Source organism: Paraburkholderia ribeironis, from assembly GCF_900019265.1.
In the GTDB taxonomy this organism is placed as follows: Bacteria; Pseudomonadota; Gammaproteobacteria; order Burkholderiales; family Burkholderiaceae; genus Paraburkholderia; species Paraburkholderia ribeironis.
In genome coordinates this window covers 12,666-31,274 of sequence record NZ_CYGX02000015.1, presented here as the reverse complement: position 1 = coordinate 31,274, position 18,609 = coordinate 12,666, and the positions used below count along the sequence as shown (strand labels likewise).

Genomic DNA, 18,609 nt, shown 5'->3' with positions numbered 1-18,609 from the left:
ACTTGCACCCGTCAAAGTGCGCCTCAGCCGGACGCACAAAAAGAAAATGCCGCTGAAATCAGCGGCGCGAGATACGGCGAAGTGGTGCGGGTCTCAATGCAGCGTAAGCTGCACGAGCTTGTGCGTGGACGCGTTGAAATTCACCATTGGATTCGCCTCGCGATTCGCCGTCTTGCGAATCTTGCCCACTACCAGATCGTGCGTGCCGAGCGGCTGTGTGCAGACGATATCGCATTCGAGGCTCGCGAGCGCGTCGATCAGCACCGGCAGGCCGTGCTGCCCATCGCTCCAGCAGCCCTCGGTGAAACGCTGCGGCCCCTGCGGCGCGCCGAGCAGCGTCGACATGACCGCTCCGTGCTCTTCGCCGAGAATGTTGGCGACGAAGCGGCCACTCGCCATCAGCGGCGCACGCATCGACGACGACTGGTTTACGAAGAATCCCACGAGCGGAGGCTCCGCCGAGATCGACGTGAGGCTCGACACGATCATGCCCGCAACGGCATCTCCGCTGCCCGTGGTGATTGCGCTGATACCCGCGGGCAGGGCGCGCATCGCGGCCTTGAAGTCGGCGAGCGAGACCACTTCGTCGCCGTCGTTGAGCGTGATATGCGCGCGGATCTCTCCGCTGTCGTTCACCCAGCCGAAACGGGTGGCGTAGTCGATCATGGTGGCGAAGCCCGCTTCCCAGCCAGGATCGCCGGCATGGCCGGAGAGAAAGCGCAACACCGGCGGTGCCAGCCGGATGTGCTCTTCGCCATCGCGCCGGCCGATGCGCGCGATGGCCTGATCGAGCCGCTCGCGCGGCTGCGGATCGACGAGCACGTCGAGCTTCTTGAAGTTCGCAGGATCGAGCAGTGTGATCGCTCCCGCATCGGTCAGGTGCAGACGCATGGCCGTCTCCTAGATTGTCGTGCTCAGCTGGCCCACTTCCTTGCGGATGGCCGGAATGATCTTCTCGCCCCACAGCTCGATCTGCTTGAGCATGGTCTTCTGATCGCAGTCGCCGAGCTGCGTCTGCAATGCGATGTGCTTCGGACGCAGGATGCTGATCTCCTCGAGCATCTTGTCGATGACTTCATTCACCGAGCCCACCGGCAAGTTCTTGCGCAACTGGTCGAAGCTCAGGTCGGTTTCAGACGGCTCCTCCTTCACCATATAGCCGTCTTCCGAATGCGCACGCCGGTACTTGAGGCTTTCCGAAATGCGACGCTGGAAGCGCGCGCAATCCAGATACGCGTCGATTTCGGCCTTGTTATCCGACGCATAGCCGCAGCGCAAAAAGCCGAATTTCACGTCGCGGTCGAGATCCTTGCCGTTTTCCGACGCGATCTTTTCGAGGCGGCCGCGCAGGTTCGCTATAGCGTCGGAGCCGTTGAGCAGCGAGGTCACGAACAGGTTGTGATTTTCGCGCACACCGCGGCCGAGGGTGGCGGGGTTGCCCGAGGTGATCCAGATAGGCGGCATGGGTTGCTGAACGCAGCGCACGGCGATCGAGCTGGGCGGAATTTTCAAATACTTGCCGTCGTGCTCGAAGATCTTCTGCGTGAGGCCCTTGGGAATGATGTCGAGGAACTCGTGATAGATCGCGCCCGATTCGGCGATGTCCACGCCAAAGCGCTCGAACTCGAATTCCTGGTAACCCGAACCGACACCCAGTTCGAGACGACCATTCGACACGGTGTCGACAAAACCAACCTCGGCGAGAAAGCGCGCCGGGTGATAGAGGGGCAGGATGCACACAGCGGTGCCGAGGCGAATGCGCTTCGTCTTACCTGCTGCGTGCGCCACCATCATGAGCGGCGAGGGCGACAGCGAATAGTTGTTGAAGTGATGTTCCGCGTACCAGGCAGTGTCGAATCCGGCCTGTTCCGCAGCAACGGTTTGCTCGATCGAATTGCCGATGACTTGCTGAGAAGTCTGATGATAGCCCCGCTGCTGGGCCAGAATAAAAACGCCGAATTCCATAGTGCTCCTCTCTCTTTATAAAAACCCAATGGGCTTGAGAGGATTTTAGATTCACCATGTTATTATCATGAATAGCGTAAAACATGCGTTCTGTACTGCAAAAACTGGAGGAATCATGGACCGGCTTCGTGCGATGGAGCTTTTTCTCTCTATTTCACGAACGGAGAGTTTTTCTGAAACAGCGCGTCAATTCGGTGTCTCGGCCACGTCGGTGTCGCGGATGATTACGGAGTTGGAAAGCGAGCTGAATGTAAAGCTGTTGCTGCGCTCAACACGTCAGGTCGTGCTTACCGAAACCGGTCTGGAATACGCCCGACATCTCGAGGGCATTCTGTGGAGCATCGCCGAAGCACAAAGCAGTATTACCGCCATCAGTGCCGCGCCCAAGGGTATCTTGCGCGTTCACTCGCGCATGATGTTCGGCCTCGGCGTGTTGCCGCCTCTGATCGCCGATTTTCGCCAGCACTACCCGGACATTCACGTCGAGCTGATGCTCGGCGAATCGAAGGCGGACTTGCGGCGCCAGCAGATCGACGTCGACTTTCGCATTGCGCCGCCCGTGGAGGCGGGGCTCAAACGCAGGATTCTCTTCAAGAGCGAACGCTATCTGGTGGCTTCGCCGGAATATGTGGCCGCTCGCAAGCCGCCTGAAACACCCGAGGAGATTGCTCTCCACGAATGCCTCGCGTATACGCGACCGGGCGACAACTATATCTGGCGCCTCAAGCTAGGCGAAGCGGTGGACGAAGTCGCGTTCAAGCCGCGCCATGTGAGCAACAACGGCATCGCGCTACTCGAACTCGCGCGCCTCGGCGAGGGCATCGCGCTGCTCGACGATTACACCGTGCATCACGATATCGCTGGCGGCAGACTCGTGCGCCTGATGCCGCAATACCAGGTCACCAACACGTCGTTCGAGGACGGCATGTACGCGACCATTGTCGATACGCCCATCATTCCCGCCAAGATCCGGGTCTTTCTCGACTTCATTGCGGCGCGCGTTTCAGGCAAGGAACTCAGGTTTTCCGCTTACGGAAAAGCGGTGGCGCACTGAGATACATCGTTGCTGGCGTCATGCGCCGATTTGGCGCCGCGCCTCGGTGCCGCACCTTATGCGACGCGAATCCGGCACATGAAGCGCGGCGCGCCGCGATAGCGCGCGCCGCGCACGCGCAACACCGCGCCGTCCAGAGCGCCGCTCGCTCGCAAGCGGCCGCTGTTGGTAATCGACGTGACAAAGATGTCGCCGAGATCCGGCCCGCCGAAACATAGCGAAGCAGGATGGGCGACCGGCAGTGCGATGCGATCGGTCATGCGGCCTTGCGGATCGAAGCGCGCGATCGCACCCGCGTGCACGAGCGCGGTCCACATCCCGCCTTGCGCATCGAAGCAGCAGCCGTCGGGCGCCGACTCCTGATCTGCGGTATTCACGAACACCTGGCGATCCGCGAAACTGCCGTCGCGTTCGACTGCGTAGGACCAGACGGTTTTTGCCGCGCTATCCGCCACGTAGAAGCGCCCGTTCGCGGGATGCATGACCGGGCCGTTCGCCACGCCGATTCCGCTATCCAGTTTCGTCAACGTTGCGTCGACGGCGAGCCGATAGAGCCCGCCCAGCGGCGCCTCTCCCGCCTCGCGAAAGACGTGCATCGTGCCGGCCACGAAGCTGCCGTCGGGCATGGCTGCGCCGTCGTTCAGGCGCAGATTTGGATGGCTCGCTTCAATGCGCGCGAGCTGCCGCAGCGCGCCGCTTTCCGGATCGACCAGGGCGATCTCTTCTTTTAGTGCGACGATCAGCCTGCCGTCGTCGTTCAACGCGAACGAGCCCGCAGGCGCTGGCACATCACAATGCGCGCTTGTACCGCTTTGCGGATCGACCCGATAAATCCGTCCCCTTCTGCAGTCCACGAACCAGAGCCGCTGATTGGCGGCGTCCCAGACCGGGCACTCGCCAAGTGCGGCGGTAATTGTCGTTATGCGCTCAATTTCAATTGCCATGGATTTAATCAGTCGATTCGGGGCGGAGTAACGGAGTTCGCCATTTCAAAGGAAACTTTCGGGCACCCAAAAGCATTGGGCTTTCCAACCCGTTTCAAGGCGCAGTCGCGCGACGAAATCCGGCACGCAGTTGTGCAGCTTCAAGCATCGTAAAGGGCTTCGATTCCCGCGAATAGCGCGAATTTTTGCAGGACACATCCAATGATTTCGGCGGAAATCACAGGAGCGGTCCGTCCATATAATCGGATCGCAGGAGCACATACCGATGCCGGACATACGGACAGGCATCCGGGTGAAGTCGAGAACACGAGGAGGCATTCATGCAGATGAGATTCGGAGCCCTGTTGTGCGCGGAGTTTAGCGTCACGACCATCAATCACTCGAACGAGGGGGCTGAAGTATGAGCGAACGTCTGGTACGACTGGAAGTAACGGACGGCGTGGCGCTCGTGACGATGGCGCGCGAACCGGTCAACGCGTTGAATCGCGAGATGCGCCGCCAGATCATTGCGACCTTCGACGAAATATCCGAGCGTGACGATATTCGCTGCGCAGTGCTGACGGGCACGGGCAAGGTGTTCTGCGCGGGCGCCGACTTGCGCGATCGCCCGAACAACGAAGTCGCGGGCGACTTTCTGGAACACAACCGTTTCACGCGCGAAACTGGCAATGCGATCCGCGAATGCGCGAAGCCGGTAATCGCCGCGGTCAACGGCGTGGCGCTGGGCGCGGGCCTTGGCTTGATGGCGGCCTGCGATATCTATTACGCGGCGGAGGAAGCGACGTTTGGCATGCCGGAGATCAACGTGGGGCTCGCCGGCGGCGCTTCGATGCTGCGCACGCTATTCGGTCGCTCGACCGTGCGCCGCATGTTTTTCACGGGTCAGCGTTTGAGCGCACACGACCTGCTGCGCCGCAATGTGCTGGAAGATGTTCTGCCGGCGAGCGAACTGCTGCCGGTGACACTGGCGCTAGCACGCGAGATCGCCGCGAAGGCGCCGCTTGCGATGATCTACGCGAAGCGCGCCGCGAACATGGTGGAGGTGATGCCGCAGCGCGAGGCGTATCGCCATGAGCAGGACATAACCATGGCGCTCTCGAAGACGGAAGACGCACGCGAAGCGCGCATGGCCTTCCTTGAAAAACGCGCACCTGTGTTCAAGGGCCGCTGAATCATGAATGCAAGCGATTTTCAGCGCCCAGGCTCGGGGCTCGAAGCGTTCTTCAACGCACGAGGTATCGCCATCGTCGGCGCCTCGGACGATATCAACAAGATCGGCGGCCGCCCGGTTCATCTGCTGCTCAAATACGGCTATCAAGGGCCGATCTATCCGGTCAATCCGCGTGGCGGTGAAATCCAGGGCCTGCGCGCCTACACCTCGGTGCGTGAGACACCGACGGCGCCCGACATGGCGATCCTCGCCGTGCCCGCAAATGCCACCGCCGAAGCGCTGCGGGACTGCGCCGCACGCGGCGTGCGCGGCGCAATCGTGCTGTCATCCGGCTTCGCGGAAGCGGGTGCTGAAGGCGCCGCCTTGCAGGCGGAACTGGTGGAGATCGCAAGGGGCGCGGGCATGCGCATTCTCGGGCCGAACTGCCTTGGCACCGTGAACGTGGTCGACGGCACCATCGGTTCGTTTTCGATCGCGTTGGAAGAGAACATGCCGCCCGCTGGCCACGTGGGCATCGTCTCGCAGTCGGGCAACGTGGGCAGCCATACGATGCAGTGCGTGGCGCACCGCGGCCTCGGCGTGAGCCGCTTCATCGCCACGGGCAACGAAGCCGACATTGACGTGGCCGACGGTCTTGCCGCGCTCGCCCACGACGACGCAACGCGTGTGATTCTCTGTTGCATGGAAACGTGCCGCAACGCGGATCGCCTGATCGCCGCCCTCGAAACGGCGCGTGCGCGCAACAAGCCCGTGATCGTGCTGAAGATCGGCGCGACGGAGCAGGGCCGGGCCGCCGCCGCTTCGCACACGGGCGCGCTGGCCGGCTCGGATGCGGTGATCGACGCCGTTTTCCGCCGCCACGGCGCGCTGCGTGTGCGCTCGATCGAAGAGATGCTCGACGTGGGCCACGCGGCTTCGCTGCTGCTGCCGTCGCGGCTGCCGCAAACCGATACGGCCACGCTGGTCGCCGCATCGGGTGGCTTCGGCATCATGATGGCCGATGCGATGAGCGAGGCCGGCATCGCCTTGCCGCCGCTCGCGGCGATGACGCGCACGCGCATCAATGAAGCTGTGCCGACGGCGGGTACGAACAACCCGGTCGATGCCTCCGCGCAGATGTCGAGCCGTCCCGACATTCTGCTCAAGATGCTCACGGCGCTGCTGGACGATCCGGGCGGCAGCACGACCGTCTTGTTCATGTCGCTCTCGCTCTTCAGTTCGCGGCTGCGCGGCATCTATCTGGAGGCTCTCGCGCGGGTGCGCCAGAGTCACCCTGAGCGGCTGCTCGTCATCATCAGCCACGGCCCCGCCGATGCCATCGCGCAGATCAACGCGCTTGGCATTCCCGTATTCGGCAGCATCGACGCCGCCGCGCACGGGCTCGCGTCGCTCGTGCGGCTCAGCAAGCTCAGGGAGCAGCCGGCCGCGCCGCGTTGCACAGGCGCTCTCACGCGGATCGATCCCGCAGTCTTCCGCAATGAGTACCGGGCGAAAGTTGCGCTCGCGGCGGCGGGTATCAATGTGCCGCAAGAGTCGATAGTCGGTTCCGCTGACGAAGCAGTGTGCTTTGCCGAAGCAATCGGTTATCCCGTAGTCCTGAAGATCGCGTCGGAGGATATCGCGCACAAGACCGAGATGGGCGGCGTGGCGCTGAGTCTGCGCGACGCCGATGCGGTGCGCACCGCACACGCGCGCCTGCAGGACAACGCCGCGAAGCATGCGCCGAACGCTCGCCTTGACGGAATTCTGGTGGCACCGATGCTGAGCGGTGGCGTTGAAATGATCGCAGGCGTCTCGCGCGATCAGGTGTTCGGCCCTGTGGTGATGGTGGGCATGGGCGGCATACACGCCGAAATTCTCAAGGACGTGGCGGTGCAGACCGCGCCCGTGAGCGAGGCCGAAGCGCTGCAGATGATCCGCTCGCTGCGCATGTTCCCGGTGCTCGATGGCGCACGCGGCCAGCCGAAGGCCGATCTCGGCGCGCTGGCCAGCACGGTGGCGCGGCTCTCCGAGTTTGCCTGCCGCCATGCCGACGACATTGCCGAAATCGACATGAACCCCATTCTGGTCAGGCCCGCGGGCGAGGGCGCCGTCGTGCTCGACGCGCTCATGATCCCAGCGTATGCCGCACCGACAACTCATTGAGGACAGCCATGCAGATTGACAAAAGCCCCGCGGTCCCCGATCCAGCCGCCGGGCGCGCGGTCTATCGCCAGCACGCTCGCGAGTGGTTGCGCGCGAACCTGCCCGATCATATGCGCACAGACAGCCTCGAGTATCGGGTGCCCACGGTCGAGGAGTGCCGCGCCTGGGAAGCGCAGATGTATCACGCGGGCCTTGCGGGCATGACCTGGCCGCTCGCCTACGGCGGCTACGGACTCACGATGCGCGATCATCTGGCGGTGAACAAGGAGATCGGCGCGCTGCCGATGCCCGAGAGCGTAAGCTCGATCGGCAAGGAACTGGCCGGGCCGATCATCATGGCGGTGGGCACTGAAGAGCAGAAGCACGCATTCCTGCCCGCGATTCTTTCGATGCGCGAGTACTGGTGCCAGGGCTTCTCCGAGCCGGATGCAGGCTCGGACCTCGCGCGTCTGCGCACGAAGGCCGTGCAGGAAGGCGGCACGTGGCGCATCAACGGCCAAAAAATCTGGACGAGTGGCGCCGCGAAGGCGCATTACTGCCTGCTGCTCGCGCGCACCGGCACGGTGGCCGACAAGCATCGCGGCCTGCTGATGTTCGCGGTGCCGATGAGCACGCCCGGCATCCGCGTGGTGCCGATCAAGTCGATCGACGGCAAGGAGTCGTTCGCCGAAGTGTTCTTCGACGACGTGGTCGTGCCCGATAACGCCCGCCTCGGCGCGCCCGACGAAGGCTGGAGCGCGGCGATTCGCGTGCTCTCCATCGAACGCGCGACCAACCGGATGTACCGGCCGTGGCGCTTCGAATGCGAACTGCGCCAACTGGTGACCGCGTGCAAGTCCGACTCCGGGCTCGCGCACCTGCTGAACGATGGCTACTACCAGCGGCGCATCGGCGACGTGGTCTGCGAGATCGATGCACTCAAGGGGCTCGTCGAGCGCACCGTCGAGCAGGTGATGGCGGGCGAGGACCTGGGGGCGCGCGGCTCGCTCACCAAGCTCTATTGGTCGGAGTGCCATCAGCAGTTCGCGCGCCTCGCGCTGTCGCTGGTCGCGCACGTCTCGCCCGCGTCCAGCCCGCTCGCGCAGCGCGCGCGCAAGACCTTCACGCACGCCTATTTTTTTTCCCATGCCGAGACGATTTACGCCGGCACCTCCGAGGTGCAGATGGACGTGATCGCGCAACGCATCCTCAAACTGCCGAAGGATCTCTGATATGACGATGCGAGACGACGAGCTCAAGCCCGAAGAATTTGCGCAGGCCGCGGTCGCCCCGATCGACGACGCGAAGTCGCGCACGCTGCGCGAAGCGGCCCGCGTGCTGGCTGAGGCCGGGCTGATCGGGGTGTGCGCCTGCGAGGACGATGGCGGGCTCGGGCTGGATATCGATTTCGCGGTGCCTATCGTGCACGCGGCCGGCAAGCAGCAACTACGCTTTCCGCTGCTTGAGCAGATCGCTCTCGCGAAGGCGTTTGCAGGCACTGAACTGGCCAGTGCGCTCGCGAGCGGCGAGAGGCTCGCTACCATTGCGGTCCAAGGGAGCATCGCGCAGGACATTGCTGCCCATGCGCGCTATGCGAACGAATGCGACTGGTTACTGGTCGCCGATGGCGCAGGCGCGGCGCTCGTCGACGTGAGCAGCGCGGCGTGCGAGACCGACCATGGGCTCGATCCCGAGTGCCCGCAGGAGTGGCTCTCGCCTGGAGGCGCACGCGTGGTTGCGCAGCTCGGCGCCGATGCATACGCGGTGCTGCAACGCGATCTGCAAGTGCTGGTGGCGGCGTTCGTCAACGGGGCGGCGGACGGCGCGCTGGAGACCGCGGCGACCTATATGTCCACGCGTGTCCAATTCGGCCGTCCGCTTTCCGCGAAACAGGCGGTGCGCCATCTGCTCGCACGGATGAAGCTCGTGCAGGAGGCATCGGCGGCGGCCATCCGCCGGGCGCTGGCCACTGACGAATATGAAACGGCGCGCGACGTGTGCCCGGTGCTGGCCGGCACGCTCGCGAATGCGGCGTTCGTGATCGAAAAGGCGATTCATCTGCACGGCGGCATGGGCTTCACGTGGGAAGTACCGCTGCACTATTCGTTGCGCGAAGTGCTCAAGTTCGATGCGGCGTTCGGCGCAGGCGGTCTCGCCCGCGAGGTGGGCCGCGATTTCATCGCAGCGCTGTGAGGAACCAGACGATGCAACAGGATATGAATGGGCGCGTTGCGCTGATCACGGGCGCGGGCGCGGGTATCGGCCGGGCGACTGCGCGCCAGATGGCTGCGCGTGGTGCGCGGGTCGGCGTGAACGATCTGAAGGACGAACTCGTGAACGCGGTGGTCGAGGAGATTCGCGCCGAAGGCGGCAGTGCGTTTGCCGTGGTGTGGAACGTCTCCACGCGCGAGGGGATGACCGAGGCCGTGCGCGCGGCATACGAAGAATGCGGGCGCTTCGACGTGCTCGTCAACAACGCGGCGTGGGTACGCTATCAGGCCGTGCTGGAGATCGCGCCGGAGACCGTCGAGCGCATGCTGGATATCGGCTTCAAGGCTGTGATCTGGGGTATTCAGGCCGCAACCGAGGTGATGGACCCGGAGCGCGGTGGCGCGATCGTCAACGTCGCGTCGACGGCGGCGCTGCGCTCGGCGGCGAGTTCGGTTGTGTATTCGGGTATCAAGGCGGGCATTCTCGGCATCACGCGCGCCGCCGCGGCGGAACTCGGCGCGCGCAGGATACGCGTGAACGCGGTGTGCCCCTCGGCGGTACCGACCGAAGGCACGCAGCGCAACCGCAACGTGGAGCGCGACGCGGCCCGCGTGGCGCGCACGCCGCTAGGGCGTCTGGGCGTGGTGGAGGATATTGCGCGCGGCATCGCCTTCCTCGCGAGCGACGAGGCGGGCTTCATCACTGCGCAGGCGTTGACGATCGATGGCGGCATCACGTTCACAAATATATAGGATGCCGAATTGATGAATGAGGCCACGACCAGAACGGTTTTGATCACCGGCGCTGCCTCGGGTATCGGGCGTGCCGCGGCTCACCGTTTTGCGTCGGCGGGCTGGCGCTGCATGTTGGTGGACCTCAACGGCGCGGCACTCGAGGGCTGCGTCGCGCGATTGCCGGTAACCGGTGAGGCGGCGCATGTCGTGTGCGTGGCCGATCTCACGCGGCCCGACCAGATCGCCGAGCTCGCCGTGGGTGCACCCGCGCTCGATGCGATCGTGAACAACGCGGGTATGTCGGACAGCAGCAACGTGCCGCTCGTCGAGCAGGACGCGGCGCAGTTCGCACGGCTCGTCGCGCTCAACCTCGATGCGCCGGCACAGGTGTTCTCGACGTTCGCGCCTTCGCTGCGGGCGGCGGCGCGCATCGTGAACGTGGCGTCGGGCGCGGGAAGGCGCGGCGTATCGCGCCACGCTCGACGCATCGGTGCTCGACGCCGCGCCGGGGCAGCGCCTCGCCGCCGTGCACGCGGCGGCCGTGCGCGTGGCCAGAAAACATAAGCAGCAGGCCAGCTTGACGCTGCTGCTTCCAACGCCATCGGCTAGCTCCGATCTGGCCAAAACCGATTGGCGCATAACAGGTGACAGCGCTGCCGCCCGCATGCTGGTCGCGACGCTGGCTTGCGAATGGGGCGCGTCTGCTTTGCGCATCAATGCGATCGAAGTGAGTCCGCAAGGCGGTGAGGCAGAGGCCGCATCGCTCATGCCGCTCATACGTTTCGTGGCTGGCGCATCGGCGCAATTTCTGACTGGCCAGACGTTGCGCACGCGGCCGTTTGAAGGCCGCATTGCCTTCGAAAAGCAATCAACGAGAAACGACCCGCAAACCGGGCAACACGACAAGGAGACTCAGTGAGCGAAACCAATTCGGCGCGTGAGCGGATCAGGGCGCATTTCATCAAGGAACGTGGCTACTGGCGGCCGTGGACCGAAGCCATCTTGCAGGCGCAGCCCGCCTTTCTCGATCATTATGCGAACTACGCCGGCTATCCCACACGCAGTGGTCCGCTGTCGAGCCGTATGGTGGAACTGATCTACGTGGCGCTCGACGCGTCATCTGCGCATCTGTTCGCGACGGGACTCCGGACGCACATGGCGGGCGCGTTCGCGGCCGGAGCGAGTGAGGCCGACATCTTCGACGTGCTGCATCTCGTGGCGTCGCAAGGGCTTGAATGCGTGTATCAGGCGGGGGTGATTCTGGCCGATGAAGCCGGGCAGGCCGGCGCGGCGCGTATCGACGCGGCCTTGCAGGCGCGCATCGAACGTCTATGTCCGCAGGCTTCTCGCATGCTGCAAATCCTCGCGGCGCTGGACCGTGGCTATGTGAGCACGCTGCTGGACTTTCTTGAGCACGGTGGTACGGGGCGGGGCCTGAACGATGCAGAACGCGGTCTCGTTCAGATCGCGCTGCACGCCTGCTTCACCGCTTTCAATCGCGACGCGTTGAGCCGGCTGATTCGCGTGGCGCTCGATGCTGGCACTTCGGTACCGGAGATCCTGCAGGCCATTCAACTAGGCGCACATCTGTCCGTGCATGGCACTGCGCTTGGCGCGACGGTGTTCAGCGAATTGCGCGCGTCGGCGGCGGACCGATAGATCCTCGATATATAGACAAACGAAATGGTTTCAATGAACGTAAATACAGCGCGCGATCACGCGGGCAAGTCCTGGCTCGGACTCGAAGAGAAAGTCTGCGTCGTGACCGGCGCGGCAGGTGGCATTGGGGCGGAGATCGCGCTTTCTCTCGCGAGCGCGGGCGCGTACGTCACTTTGCTCGATCGCGACAGCACGGCGTGCAAGCCCGTTGCCGAACGAATCGCGCAAGAGGGCGGCAAGGTGATCGTCATCGCCTGCGACATTGCGGATCAAGCAAGCGTCGCGCGCGCTGCGCTTGCGAGTGAACGCGAACTTGGACGCTGTGACGTGCTCGTGAACAACGCGGCGATCACGGCGCGCGGGCCGCTTCTGGATCTGGACGTCGAGCAGTGGAACCGCGTGCTGTCGGTGAACCTGACCGGCGCGCTGCTGTGCGCACAGGCTTTCGGCAAGCAGATGCGCGCCGGAAATAGCGGCTCGATGATTCACATCTCGTCGATCGCCGCCAGTTCGCCGATCCCGTCGGGCGGCGCGTATAGCGCGAGCAAGGCGGCCCTCGCGATGCTCGCGCAGCAACTCGCGGTCGAGCTTGCCGACGACGGCATCCGTAGCAACGCGGTGAGCCCCGGTCTGGTGCGCACAACCTTGAGCGCACACTACTACGAAGATCCCGCCATGCTGCGCGCCCGCACGCAGATGGTGCCGTCGCGGCGCATCGCTGAACCGCGCGATATTGCCGACGTCGTGCTGTTCCTCGCGAGCGAGCGCTCGGGCTACGTGAATGGCCAGGAACTGCTGGTGGACGGTGCGCTGGGCCGCAACGTCATGGCGCTGGTGCCGCGGCCGCAATGAAGCGCGACACGATGCGCCCGGACGCAGGTCGTGCGGTGTCGATTTTCAATTCAAAGAGAGCAGCATGAAAATATTGGTGCCAGTCAAGAGAGTGGTCGACTACAACGTGAAGGTCCGGGTCAAATCGGATGGTACGGGTGTCGACATTGCGAACGTGAAGATGTCGATGAACCCGTTCGATGAAATCGCGGTGGAAGAGGCGGTACGTCTGAAGGAAGCGGGCGTGGCTAGTGAGGTCATAGCGGTGTCTTGTGGTGTGACGCAAGCGCAGGAAACGCTGCGCACGGCGCTGGCGATCGGCGCGGATCGCGCGATCCTGATCGAATCGAATGAAGAACTGCAGCCGCTGGCGGTGGCCAAGCTGATGAAGGCACTGGTCGACAAGGAACAGCCTTCGCTCGTCATCCTGGGCAAGCAGGCGATCGACGACGATTCGAACCAGACCGGCCAGATGCTGGCGGCGCTGGCGGGGTTGCCCCAGGCAACCTTTGCTTCGAAAGTTGTCGTGGCTGATGGCAAGGCAACGGTGTCGCGTGAAGTGGATGGTGGCGCGGAAACGCTGTCGCTGACGCTGCCCGCGGTCGTCACGACCGACCTGCGCCTGAACGAGCCGCGCTACGTGACGCTGCCCAACATCATGAAGGCGAAGAAAAAGCCGCTGGAAACGCTCAAGCCTGAAGACCTGGGTGTTGACGTTGCGCCGCGCCTGAAGACGCTGAAAGTCACCGAGCCGCCGAAGCGCTCCGCCGGTGTGATGGTGCCGGATGTGAAGACGCTGGTCGAGAAGCTGAAGACCGAAGCCAAGGTGCTTTAAGTAGAACGGCAACTATGTTGCATGGGACTGGAGTAAGCGCTAAAGCGCTAACTCCAGTCGACACGGAGACAGAGCAAATGACGAATCTGGTAATTGCCGAATACGACGCCCCGAAGGAAGCCCCCTTGGGGGACAATGCGTCGATCAAGGCCGCGACGCTGAACACGATCGCAGCGGCACAGAAGATCGGTGGTGATATTCACGTGCTGGTGGCGGGCCACAATGCGCAGGCCGCAGCGGATGCGGCCGCGAAAATTGCGGGCGTTGCGAAGGTGCTGCTGGCCGATGCGCCGCAACTGGAGCAGGGCCTCGCGGAGAACATCGAAGCGACCGTGCTGAACATCGCCAGGGACTACTCACATATCCTCGCGCCGGCGACCGCCTACGGCAAGAACATCGCGCCGCGCATCGCCGCGAAGCTCGACGTCGCGCAGATCAGCGACATCACCGCAGTCGATTCGGCCGACACGTTCGAGCGCCCGATCTACGCGGGCAACGCGATCGCGACGGTGCAATCGGTGGACCCGATCAAGGTCATCACGGTGCGCACGACAGGCTTCGACGCAGTGGCGGCCGAAGGCGGCAGCGCACCGGTGGAAAAAATCGAAGCCGCAGCCGATGCAGGCATCTCGCAGTTCGTGAGCCGCGAAGTGACGAAGCTGGACCGTCCGGAACTGACGTCGGCGAAGATCATCGTGTCGGGTGGCCGGGGTCTGGGCAATGGCGAGAACTACACGAAGGTACTCGAGCCGCTCGCCGACAAGCTCGGTGCGGCGCTGGGCGCCTCGCGCGCCGCCGTCGATGCGGGCTTCGTGCCGAACGACTATCAGGTCGGCCAGACCGGCAAGATCGTTGCGCCGCAACTGTACGTGGCCGTTGGCATCTCGGGGGCGATCCAGCATCTGGCCGGCATGAAGGACAGCAAGGTGATCGTCGCGATCAACAAGGACCCGGAAGCGCCGATCTTCAGCGTCGCCGATTATGGTCTTGTGGCTGATCTATTCGTAAGTGTTCCTGACTTGACGGCAGCAATTCAGTAGAACGCTAATGAACTCTCAAAGCCATGAACCTCAATGAATGAGCTCGACGTGTGGCAACGGGCGCGCAGCACAGCAGCGTCGTCCGCGAATGCGGACGACGCTGCTGTATGGAGATGGTTCTCTGTACTGGTGGAAGAGCGCCGGATCCGTTGGTGCCTGTCGCCCGCGGGCTGGCTGGTCAGTGTGGACAATCGGCATTTGGCAACCGAAGCTCATTTTGACGCGGCCATTCGTGCAGCAAAGGCGCGAACGGAGCGGTGTCGAAAAAGCGCGGCACTCAGGACTCAGTAGACGAATTACCAGCTTGAATTTGCTGCCATCAATGGCGACGAGGACCTTGGAAAAAAGATCCAACTGCTGGCACAGCATCACAAACTGGCGCCAGACTGCCCGGATTGTTTTGCCGTTGTCTTTGCGGAGTTTCAAAGGTCAACCAAATCGCTCAAGACTTCAAGCGTTTCAGCGGCGGGCGCAGCGACACGAACCGTCAGGACGATACGGCAGATGTGTGATCGCGCAATTCACGACTCATGCTTTGCCGGGTTTGCCGTCGCACTCGCGCCGTAGATCGAGCGGATTACCGTCCTGCATAGCGGGCGGCAGTAGTTCAGCCGGCAGGCCCTGGTAACAGACGGGACGGAGGAAGCGTTCAATCGCCATCGTCCCGACCGACGTTGTGCGCGAATCAGACGTCGCCGGAAAAGGGCCACCGTGCACCATCGCGTGCGATACCTCGACGCCTGTCGGATACCCGTTCGCGAGCACCCGTCCGACCTTGCGTTCGAGCGTCGGAAGCAGGCGCCGGGCGAGCGCTATGTCATCCGCTTCGAGATGCAGCGTCGCGGTCAGTTGACCGTCGATATGCTCGGCGACGGCGATCATCTCCTCGGCGTCCCGGCACATGACGATCAGCGAGGCCGGCCCGAAAATCTCATCCGCGAGCTGCGGATTTGCGATAAATGCGCGCTGCGTCGTCGCGAAGAGCGTCGGCCGTGCTGTGGCGCGCGCCGGTTTCCGTGCCTTGGGCGAGCATGCGCACATCCGCGACCCCAGCGCGCTTGGCAACGCCGTTCGCATACGCGCTCGCGATGCCCGCCGTGAGCATCGTTTGCGGGTCCTTGCCGGTCAGCGCCTGCGCGGCAGCGTCAAGGAACGCCTGCGTGTCCCGCCCGTCGAGCACAACCACGAGCCCCGGATTTGTGCAGAACTGGCCGGCGCCGAGCGTCAGCGATTCGACAAAGCCGCGGGCGATTGCTTCGCCACGCGCCGCGAGGGCGCCAGGCAGTACTAAAAATGGGTTGATGCTGCTCATCTCCGCGTAGACGGGAATGGGCTCCCGGCGCTTCGCGGCGACGTTCATCAACGCGACGCCGCCGCTGCGCGAGCCGGTAAAGCCGACGGCCTTGATCGCCGGATGCGCGACGAGCGCCTCGCCGATCGCGTTACCCTTGCCGGTCAACAGCGAAAACACACCCTCGGACAGCCCGCAGTCGCGCACGGCATGCTGGATCGCACGCCCGACGAGCTCCGACGTGCCGAGGTGCGCCGGGTGTGCCTTCACGACGACCGGGCAGCCTGCCGCGAACGCCGACGCAGTATCACCGCCCGCGACCGAAAAGGCGAGCGGGAAGTTGCTCGCGCCGAACACCGCGACGGGGCCGACGGGAATCTTCTGCAGGCGCAGGTCGGGGCGCGGCAACGGTTTGCGATCGGGCAGTCCGGCATCGAGCGTCGCGGCAAGCCAGCGCCCCTCGCGCACAAACGAGGCGAACAGGCGCAACTGCCCGACCGTGCGGGCGCGCTCGCCTTCGAGGCGTGCCTTCGGCAGCGCGGATTCACGCTGCGTGCGCTCGATCAGCGTGTCGCCGAGCGCCAGTATGTTCTCGGCGATCGCTTCGAGAAAGCGCGCGCGCGTGTCGAGGGGCGCGGCGCGAAACGGATCGAACGCGGCCTGCGCAAGCCGGCAGGCGCGATCGACGTCTGCCGTGCCGCCCGCGCCGAACGTCGGCTCCAGTTCTTCGCCGCGCGCCGGATCGTACGCGCGCATCGTGCCTTCTTCGCCGCGCACGGACGCGCCGCCGATCAACATTTCTCCGGTGATCTGCATCATTGTTCTGCCCGCTTGTCCTATGAGTTCGTGTCGATCCGGTAGAGCCGGATTGCGTTGTCATGCCAGATCGCGCGGCGCGCTGCGTCATCCATGTCCGCCATCGCCGCCGCGAAGGTCTGCAGCAACACCTGATACGTGACGCGCAATCCCGCTACAGGGAAATTGCTCGCGAACATGCAGCGTTGCCACCCGAAGATCGCGATTGCGTCACGGATGATCTGTTGGTTCTCCGTATCGTTCCACGCGCGCTCGCGCAGACCGAATTCGGAGAGCTTGACCGATACGCGCGGATTCGCTGCGAGCGCTTCCATCCCGCGTCGCCAGCATGCAAGGCCGGCGTCGGAGCGGTTCCACGGAAGGCCCGTGTGTTCGAGCACCACGTCGACTGCGGGCGCATCGGCAAGCATCGCAGCCGCTTCCTCCAGATGCCAGAACGGCACACGCAGGTCCCAGTTCAGGCCGCGTTCGGCGAGACGTTCGAGCGCTCGAGGCCAGCGGCGGTCGTCCAGCGTACCGGGGCAGTGGAGTCTTTCGTTGGGGGTTGCCGATGTGCGCGGCTTGAAGCGCACGCCGCGCACCAGCGGATACGCGGCATGTTCGGCAATTCGCTCCGCGGCATCGACGGCGAGCAGATCGACCCATGCAACTACAGCCGACGGGATCGGATGCCGCGACGCGACTTCATGCAGCCAGCGCGTCTCAGCGAGCGACTGTGCACGCGAGCGTTCGGCCTCGACATGTACGCTTGCGACCACGGGCGCGCCCTCTGCCGCCCGCAGATAGTCATCCACTTCAAAATTGCGGCACAACGCCGCGTAGTCGCCGAACATGAAGCGCGCCGGCTCGTATTGATCCTGCAGCCACGGATAGTGCGTAGACGCATCGAGCCGCCATAGATGATGATGCGCATCGACGATCGCGGCGGGCAGCGCCGGCGCAGCGTTGAGCGCATCCAGATCAGTGACTGCCTGTGAGCACATAGGACGCATCCGGCTCGCGCAGCGTCGGCATCGCGCCGACGAAGCGCCACGTGGACAGATCGAGCTCGCGCACGTGATCGTCCTGGAACGACACGTAGGCCGCGGCGCGCAACGGATGGAACGACAGCGCGGTCGGATTCGAGGGCAGCGCAATGCGCTCGACTTCTTCGAGCAGTTCGGCATCGAAAACGGAGATCGACTGCTCGCCCGAATTGGTCAGCAAAAGCAGATCGCGGCCATCGGGGGCGCTCGTGCGGTAGATGCGGTTCGGATCGCTACGGGTCTTCACGCGACGGCCGCAGGTCATCGTGTCCGTGTCGATAGCCACCAGCGTGTCGTCGCCGCGATTCGCGACAAACAGTGTGCGCTCGTCGCCCGACAGTGCGTTGCCTTCGGGACGCGGCCCCGGCATCACGGCGCGCGGCAGGACCGTTGCGTCACGCGGATGAAAACGTGTCACGGTGTTCGACAGCAGGTGCACGCCATAGGCGCGGCTCGCGTCGCGCGTCAGCGTCACCAGATGGGTCTTCACGCCACCCGATGGTATCGCCATGTTTGGCACCAACTGCTCGTGCGGGCGGTCGAACACCAGCAGCATGTCGTGCGCCTCGCTCATGGCGTACAGCCGCCCGTCGGCATCGCTCGCCATCCCGTGCGGCCGATAGTAAGGCCATAGGTCGAGGGTACGCGTGTGAGTGCGCTCGACGAGGTCGATCTCCGCGATCCGATGATCACCGTCATGACCGCGCGACCACGCCGTTTCGATTCCGAAGATACCGACGTAGGCGAAGCGGCGTTGCGCGTCGACGGTAAATTCGTGCGGGAAGTTCGGCAGCACGATGTGCTTGAGCGCCGTCTTTGTTTCGAGGTCGTAAAAGCTGAAGGTATGGGCGCATTTCTGTACCAGCAGCAGGATGTCGTTCATCGTGTATCTCCTTCCTTCACTCTTTT

Annotated in this window: 17 protein-coding genes and 1 pseudogene; 12 read left to right on the top strand and 6 right to left on the bottom strand. The window is 63.9% G+C overall.

Features of this window, described 5'->3' with window-relative positions:
* Positions 1-93: 93 nt before the first annotated feature.
* Both BN2475_RS07840 and BN2475_RS07835 read right to left on the bottom strand, forming a co-directional pair.
* Positions 94-891, bottom strand: a complete 798-nt coding sequence (locus BN2475_RS07840; RefSeq protein WP_094778977.1) for a flavin reductase family protein — start codon at positions 889-891, stop codon at positions 94-96.
* A gap of 9 nt (positions 892-900) precedes the next feature.
* The gene (locus BN2475_RS07835) at positions 901-1,965 is read right to left on the bottom strand and encodes an LLM class flavin-dependent oxidoreductase (RefSeq protein WP_094778976.1); all 1,065 of its coding nucleotides are present in this window, start codon (positions 1,963-1,965) and stop codon (positions 901-903) included.
* Positions 1,966-2,080: 115 nt separating this feature from the next.
* Between BN2475_RS07835 and BN2475_RS07830 the strand changes: the two genes are divergently transcribed.
* Positions 2,081-3,019 (top strand): LysR family transcriptional regulator, encoded by a 939-nt coding sequence (locus BN2475_RS07830; RefSeq protein WP_094778975.1) that lies wholly within the window; start codon positions 2,081-2,083, stop codon positions 3,017-3,019.
* A gap of 56 nt (positions 3,020-3,075) precedes the next feature.
* Here BN2475_RS07830 and BN2475_RS07825 read toward each other — a convergent pair whose 3' ends face one another.
* Positions 3,076-3,963, bottom strand: a complete 888-nt coding sequence (locus BN2475_RS07825) for an SMP-30/gluconolactonase/LRE family protein (RefSeq protein WP_245841182.1) — start codon at positions 3,961-3,963, stop codon at positions 3,076-3,078.
* Between the two features lie 400 nt (positions 3,964-4,363).
* On the opposite strand from BN2475_RS07825, the gene BN2475_RS07820 reads away from it, so the two are divergent.
* The 11 genes from BN2475_RS07820 to BN2475_RS07775 all read left to right on the top strand — a co-directional run bounded on the left by BN2475_RS07820 (position 4,364) and on the right by BN2475_RS07775 (position 14,568).
* A complete protein-coding gene (locus BN2475_RS07820) occupies positions 4,364-5,134 on the top strand; it encodes an enoyl-CoA hydratase/isomerase family protein (protein ID WP_094778974.1) in 771 nt (256 codons plus the stop codon).
* A 3-nt stretch (positions 5,135-5,137) separates the two neighbouring features.
* Positions 5,138-7,279, top strand: coding sequence for an acetate--CoA ligase family protein (locus BN2475_RS07815; RefSeq protein ID WP_094778973.1), 2,142 nt, complete (start codon positions 5,138-5,140; stop codon positions 7,277-7,279).
* An 8-nt stretch (positions 7,280-7,287) separates the two neighbouring features.
* On the top strand, positions 7,288-8,490 hold the full coding sequence (locus BN2475_RS07810; RefSeq protein ID WP_094778972.1) for an acyl-CoA dehydrogenase family protein: 1,203 nt from the start codon (positions 7,288-7,290) through the stop codon (positions 8,488-8,490).
* Between the two features lies 1 nt (position 8,491).
* Positions 8,492-9,451: an acyl-CoA dehydrogenase family protein gene (locus BN2475_RS07805; protein ID WP_094778971.1), complete on the top strand. Its 960-nt coding sequence runs from the start codon at positions 8,492-8,494 to the stop codon at positions 9,449-9,451.
* Between the two features lie 11 nt (positions 9,452-9,462).
* Entirely contained in the window at positions 9,463-10,221 is a 759-nt protein-coding gene (locus BN2475_RS07800; protein WP_094778970.1) for an SDR family NAD(P)-dependent oxidoreductase, read from the top strand.
* Between the two features lie 12 nt (positions 10,222-10,233).
* Complete coding sequence (locus BN2475_RS35370; protein ID WP_162494323.1) at positions 10,234-10,767, top strand: SDR family NAD(P)-dependent oxidoreductase; 534 nt, start codon at positions 10,234-10,236, stop codon at positions 10,765-10,767.
* A 13-nt stretch (positions 10,768-10,780) separates the two neighbouring features.
* Positions 10,781-11,122: an SDR family oxidoreductase gene (locus BN2475_RS35365; RefSeq protein WP_245841180.1), complete on the top strand. Its 342-nt coding sequence runs from the start codon at positions 10,781-10,783 to the stop codon at positions 11,120-11,122.
* Positions 11,119-11,862: a carboxymuconolactone decarboxylase family protein gene (locus BN2475_RS07790; protein WP_094778969.1), complete on the top strand. Its 744-nt coding sequence runs from the start codon at positions 11,119-11,121 to the stop codon at positions 11,860-11,862. The genes BN2475_RS35365 and BN2475_RS07790 overlap by 4 nt, the downstream gene beginning before the upstream one ends.
* Before the next feature lie 33 nt (positions 11,863-11,895).
* Positions 11,896-12,714: an SDR family NAD(P)-dependent oxidoreductase gene (locus BN2475_RS07785; RefSeq protein WP_094778968.1), complete on the top strand. Its 819-nt coding sequence runs from the start codon at positions 11,896-11,898 to the stop codon at positions 12,712-12,714.
* Between the two features lie 64 nt (positions 12,715-12,778).
* Positions 12,779-13,528 (top strand): electron transfer flavoprotein subunit beta/FixA family protein, encoded by a 750-nt coding sequence (locus BN2475_RS07780; RefSeq protein WP_094778967.1) that lies wholly within the window; start codon positions 12,779-12,781, stop codon positions 13,526-13,528.
* Between the two features lie 77 nt (positions 13,529-13,605).
* Positions 13,606-14,568 carry an electron transfer flavoprotein subunit alpha/FixB family protein gene (locus BN2475_RS07775; RefSeq protein ID WP_094778966.1) on the top strand — a complete coding sequence of 321 codons (963 nt, stop codon included), beginning with the start codon at positions 13,606-13,608 and terminating at the stop codon, positions 14,566-14,568.
* 528 nt (positions 14,569-15,096) lie between these two features.
* Here BN2475_RS07775 and BN2475_RS07765 read toward each other — a convergent pair.
* The 3 genes and pseudogenes from BN2475_RS07765 to BN2475_RS07755 form a co-directional block, all read right to left on the bottom strand.
* Positions 15,097-16,675, bottom strand: a pseudogene (locus tag BN2475_RS07765) (aldehyde dehydrogenase (NADP(+))).
* Positions 16,676-16,695: 20 nt separating this feature from the next.
* A complete protein-coding gene (locus BN2475_RS07760; protein WP_094778964.1) occupies positions 16,696-17,658 on the bottom strand; it encodes an amidohydrolase family protein in 963 nt (320 codons plus the stop codon).
* A complete protein-coding gene (locus BN2475_RS07755; protein ID WP_094778963.1) occupies positions 17,636-18,583 on the bottom strand; it encodes a YncE family protein in 948 nt (315 codons plus the stop codon). Before BN2475_RS07755 ends, BN2475_RS07760 begins: the two co-directional genes overlap by 23 nt.
* Between the last annotated feature and the right edge of the window lie 26 nt (positions 18,584-18,609).

What these genes read in the sequence shown, in the direction of transcription:
- BN2475_RS07785 (WP_094778968.1), top strand. Translation starts at nt 11,896, where the DNA reads ATGAACGTAAATACAGCGCGCGATCACGCGGGCAAGTCCTGGCTCGGA.
- BN2475_RS07820 (WP_094778974.1), top strand. Translation starts at nt 4,364, where the DNA reads ATGAGCGAACGTCTGGTACGACTGGAAGTAACGGACGGCGTGGCGCTC.
- BN2475_RS07775 (WP_094778966.1), top strand. Translation starts at nt 13,606, where the DNA reads ATGACGAATCTGGTAATTGCCGAATACGACGCCCCGAAGGAAGCCCCC.
- BN2475_RS07825 (WP_245841182.1), bottom strand. Translation starts at nt 3,963, where the DNA reads ATGGCAATTGAAATTGAGCGCATAACGACAATTACCGCCGCACTTGGC.
- BN2475_RS07760 (WP_094778964.1), bottom strand. Translation starts at nt 17,658, where the DNA reads ATGTGCTCACAGGCAGTCACTGATCTGGATGCGCTCAACGCTGCGCCG.
- BN2475_RS07805 (WP_094778971.1), top strand. Translation starts at nt 8,492, where the DNA reads ATGACGATGCGAGACGACGAGCTCAAGCCCGAAGAATTTGCGCAGGCC.
- BN2475_RS07780 (WP_094778967.1), top strand. Translation starts at nt 12,779, where the DNA reads ATGAAAATATTGGTGCCAGTCAAGAGAGTGGTCGACTACAACGTGAAG.
- BN2475_RS07840 (WP_094778977.1), bottom strand. Translation starts at nt 891, where the DNA reads ATGCGTCTGCACCTGACCGATGCGGGAGCGATCACACTGCTCGATCCT.
- BN2475_RS07810 (WP_094778972.1), top strand. Translation starts at nt 7,288, where the DNA reads ATGCAGATTGACAAAAGCCCCGCGGTCCCCGATCCAGCCGCCGGGCGC.
- BN2475_RS35370 (WP_162494323.1), top strand. Translation starts at nt 10,234, where the DNA reads ATGAATGAGGCCACGACCAGAACGGTTTTGATCACCGGCGCTGCCTCG.
- BN2475_RS07755 (WP_094778963.1), bottom strand. Translation starts at nt 18,583, where the DNA reads ATGAACGACATCCTGCTGCTGGTACAGAAATGCGCCCATACCTTCAGC.
- BN2475_RS07815 (WP_094778973.1), top strand. Translation starts at nt 5,138, where the DNA reads ATGAATGCAAGCGATTTTCAGCGCCCAGGCTCGGGGCTCGAAGCGTTC.
- BN2475_RS07830 (WP_094778975.1), top strand. Translation starts at nt 2,081, where the DNA reads ATGGACCGGCTTCGTGCGATGGAGCTTTTTCTCTCTATTTCACGAACG.
- BN2475_RS07800 (WP_094778970.1), top strand. Translation starts at nt 9,463, where the DNA reads ATGCAACAGGATATGAATGGGCGCGTTGCGCTGATCACGGGCGCGGGC.
- BN2475_RS07835 (WP_094778976.1), bottom strand. Translation starts at nt 1,965, where the DNA reads ATGGAATTCGGCGTTTTTATTCTGGCCCAGCAGCGGGGCTATCATCAG.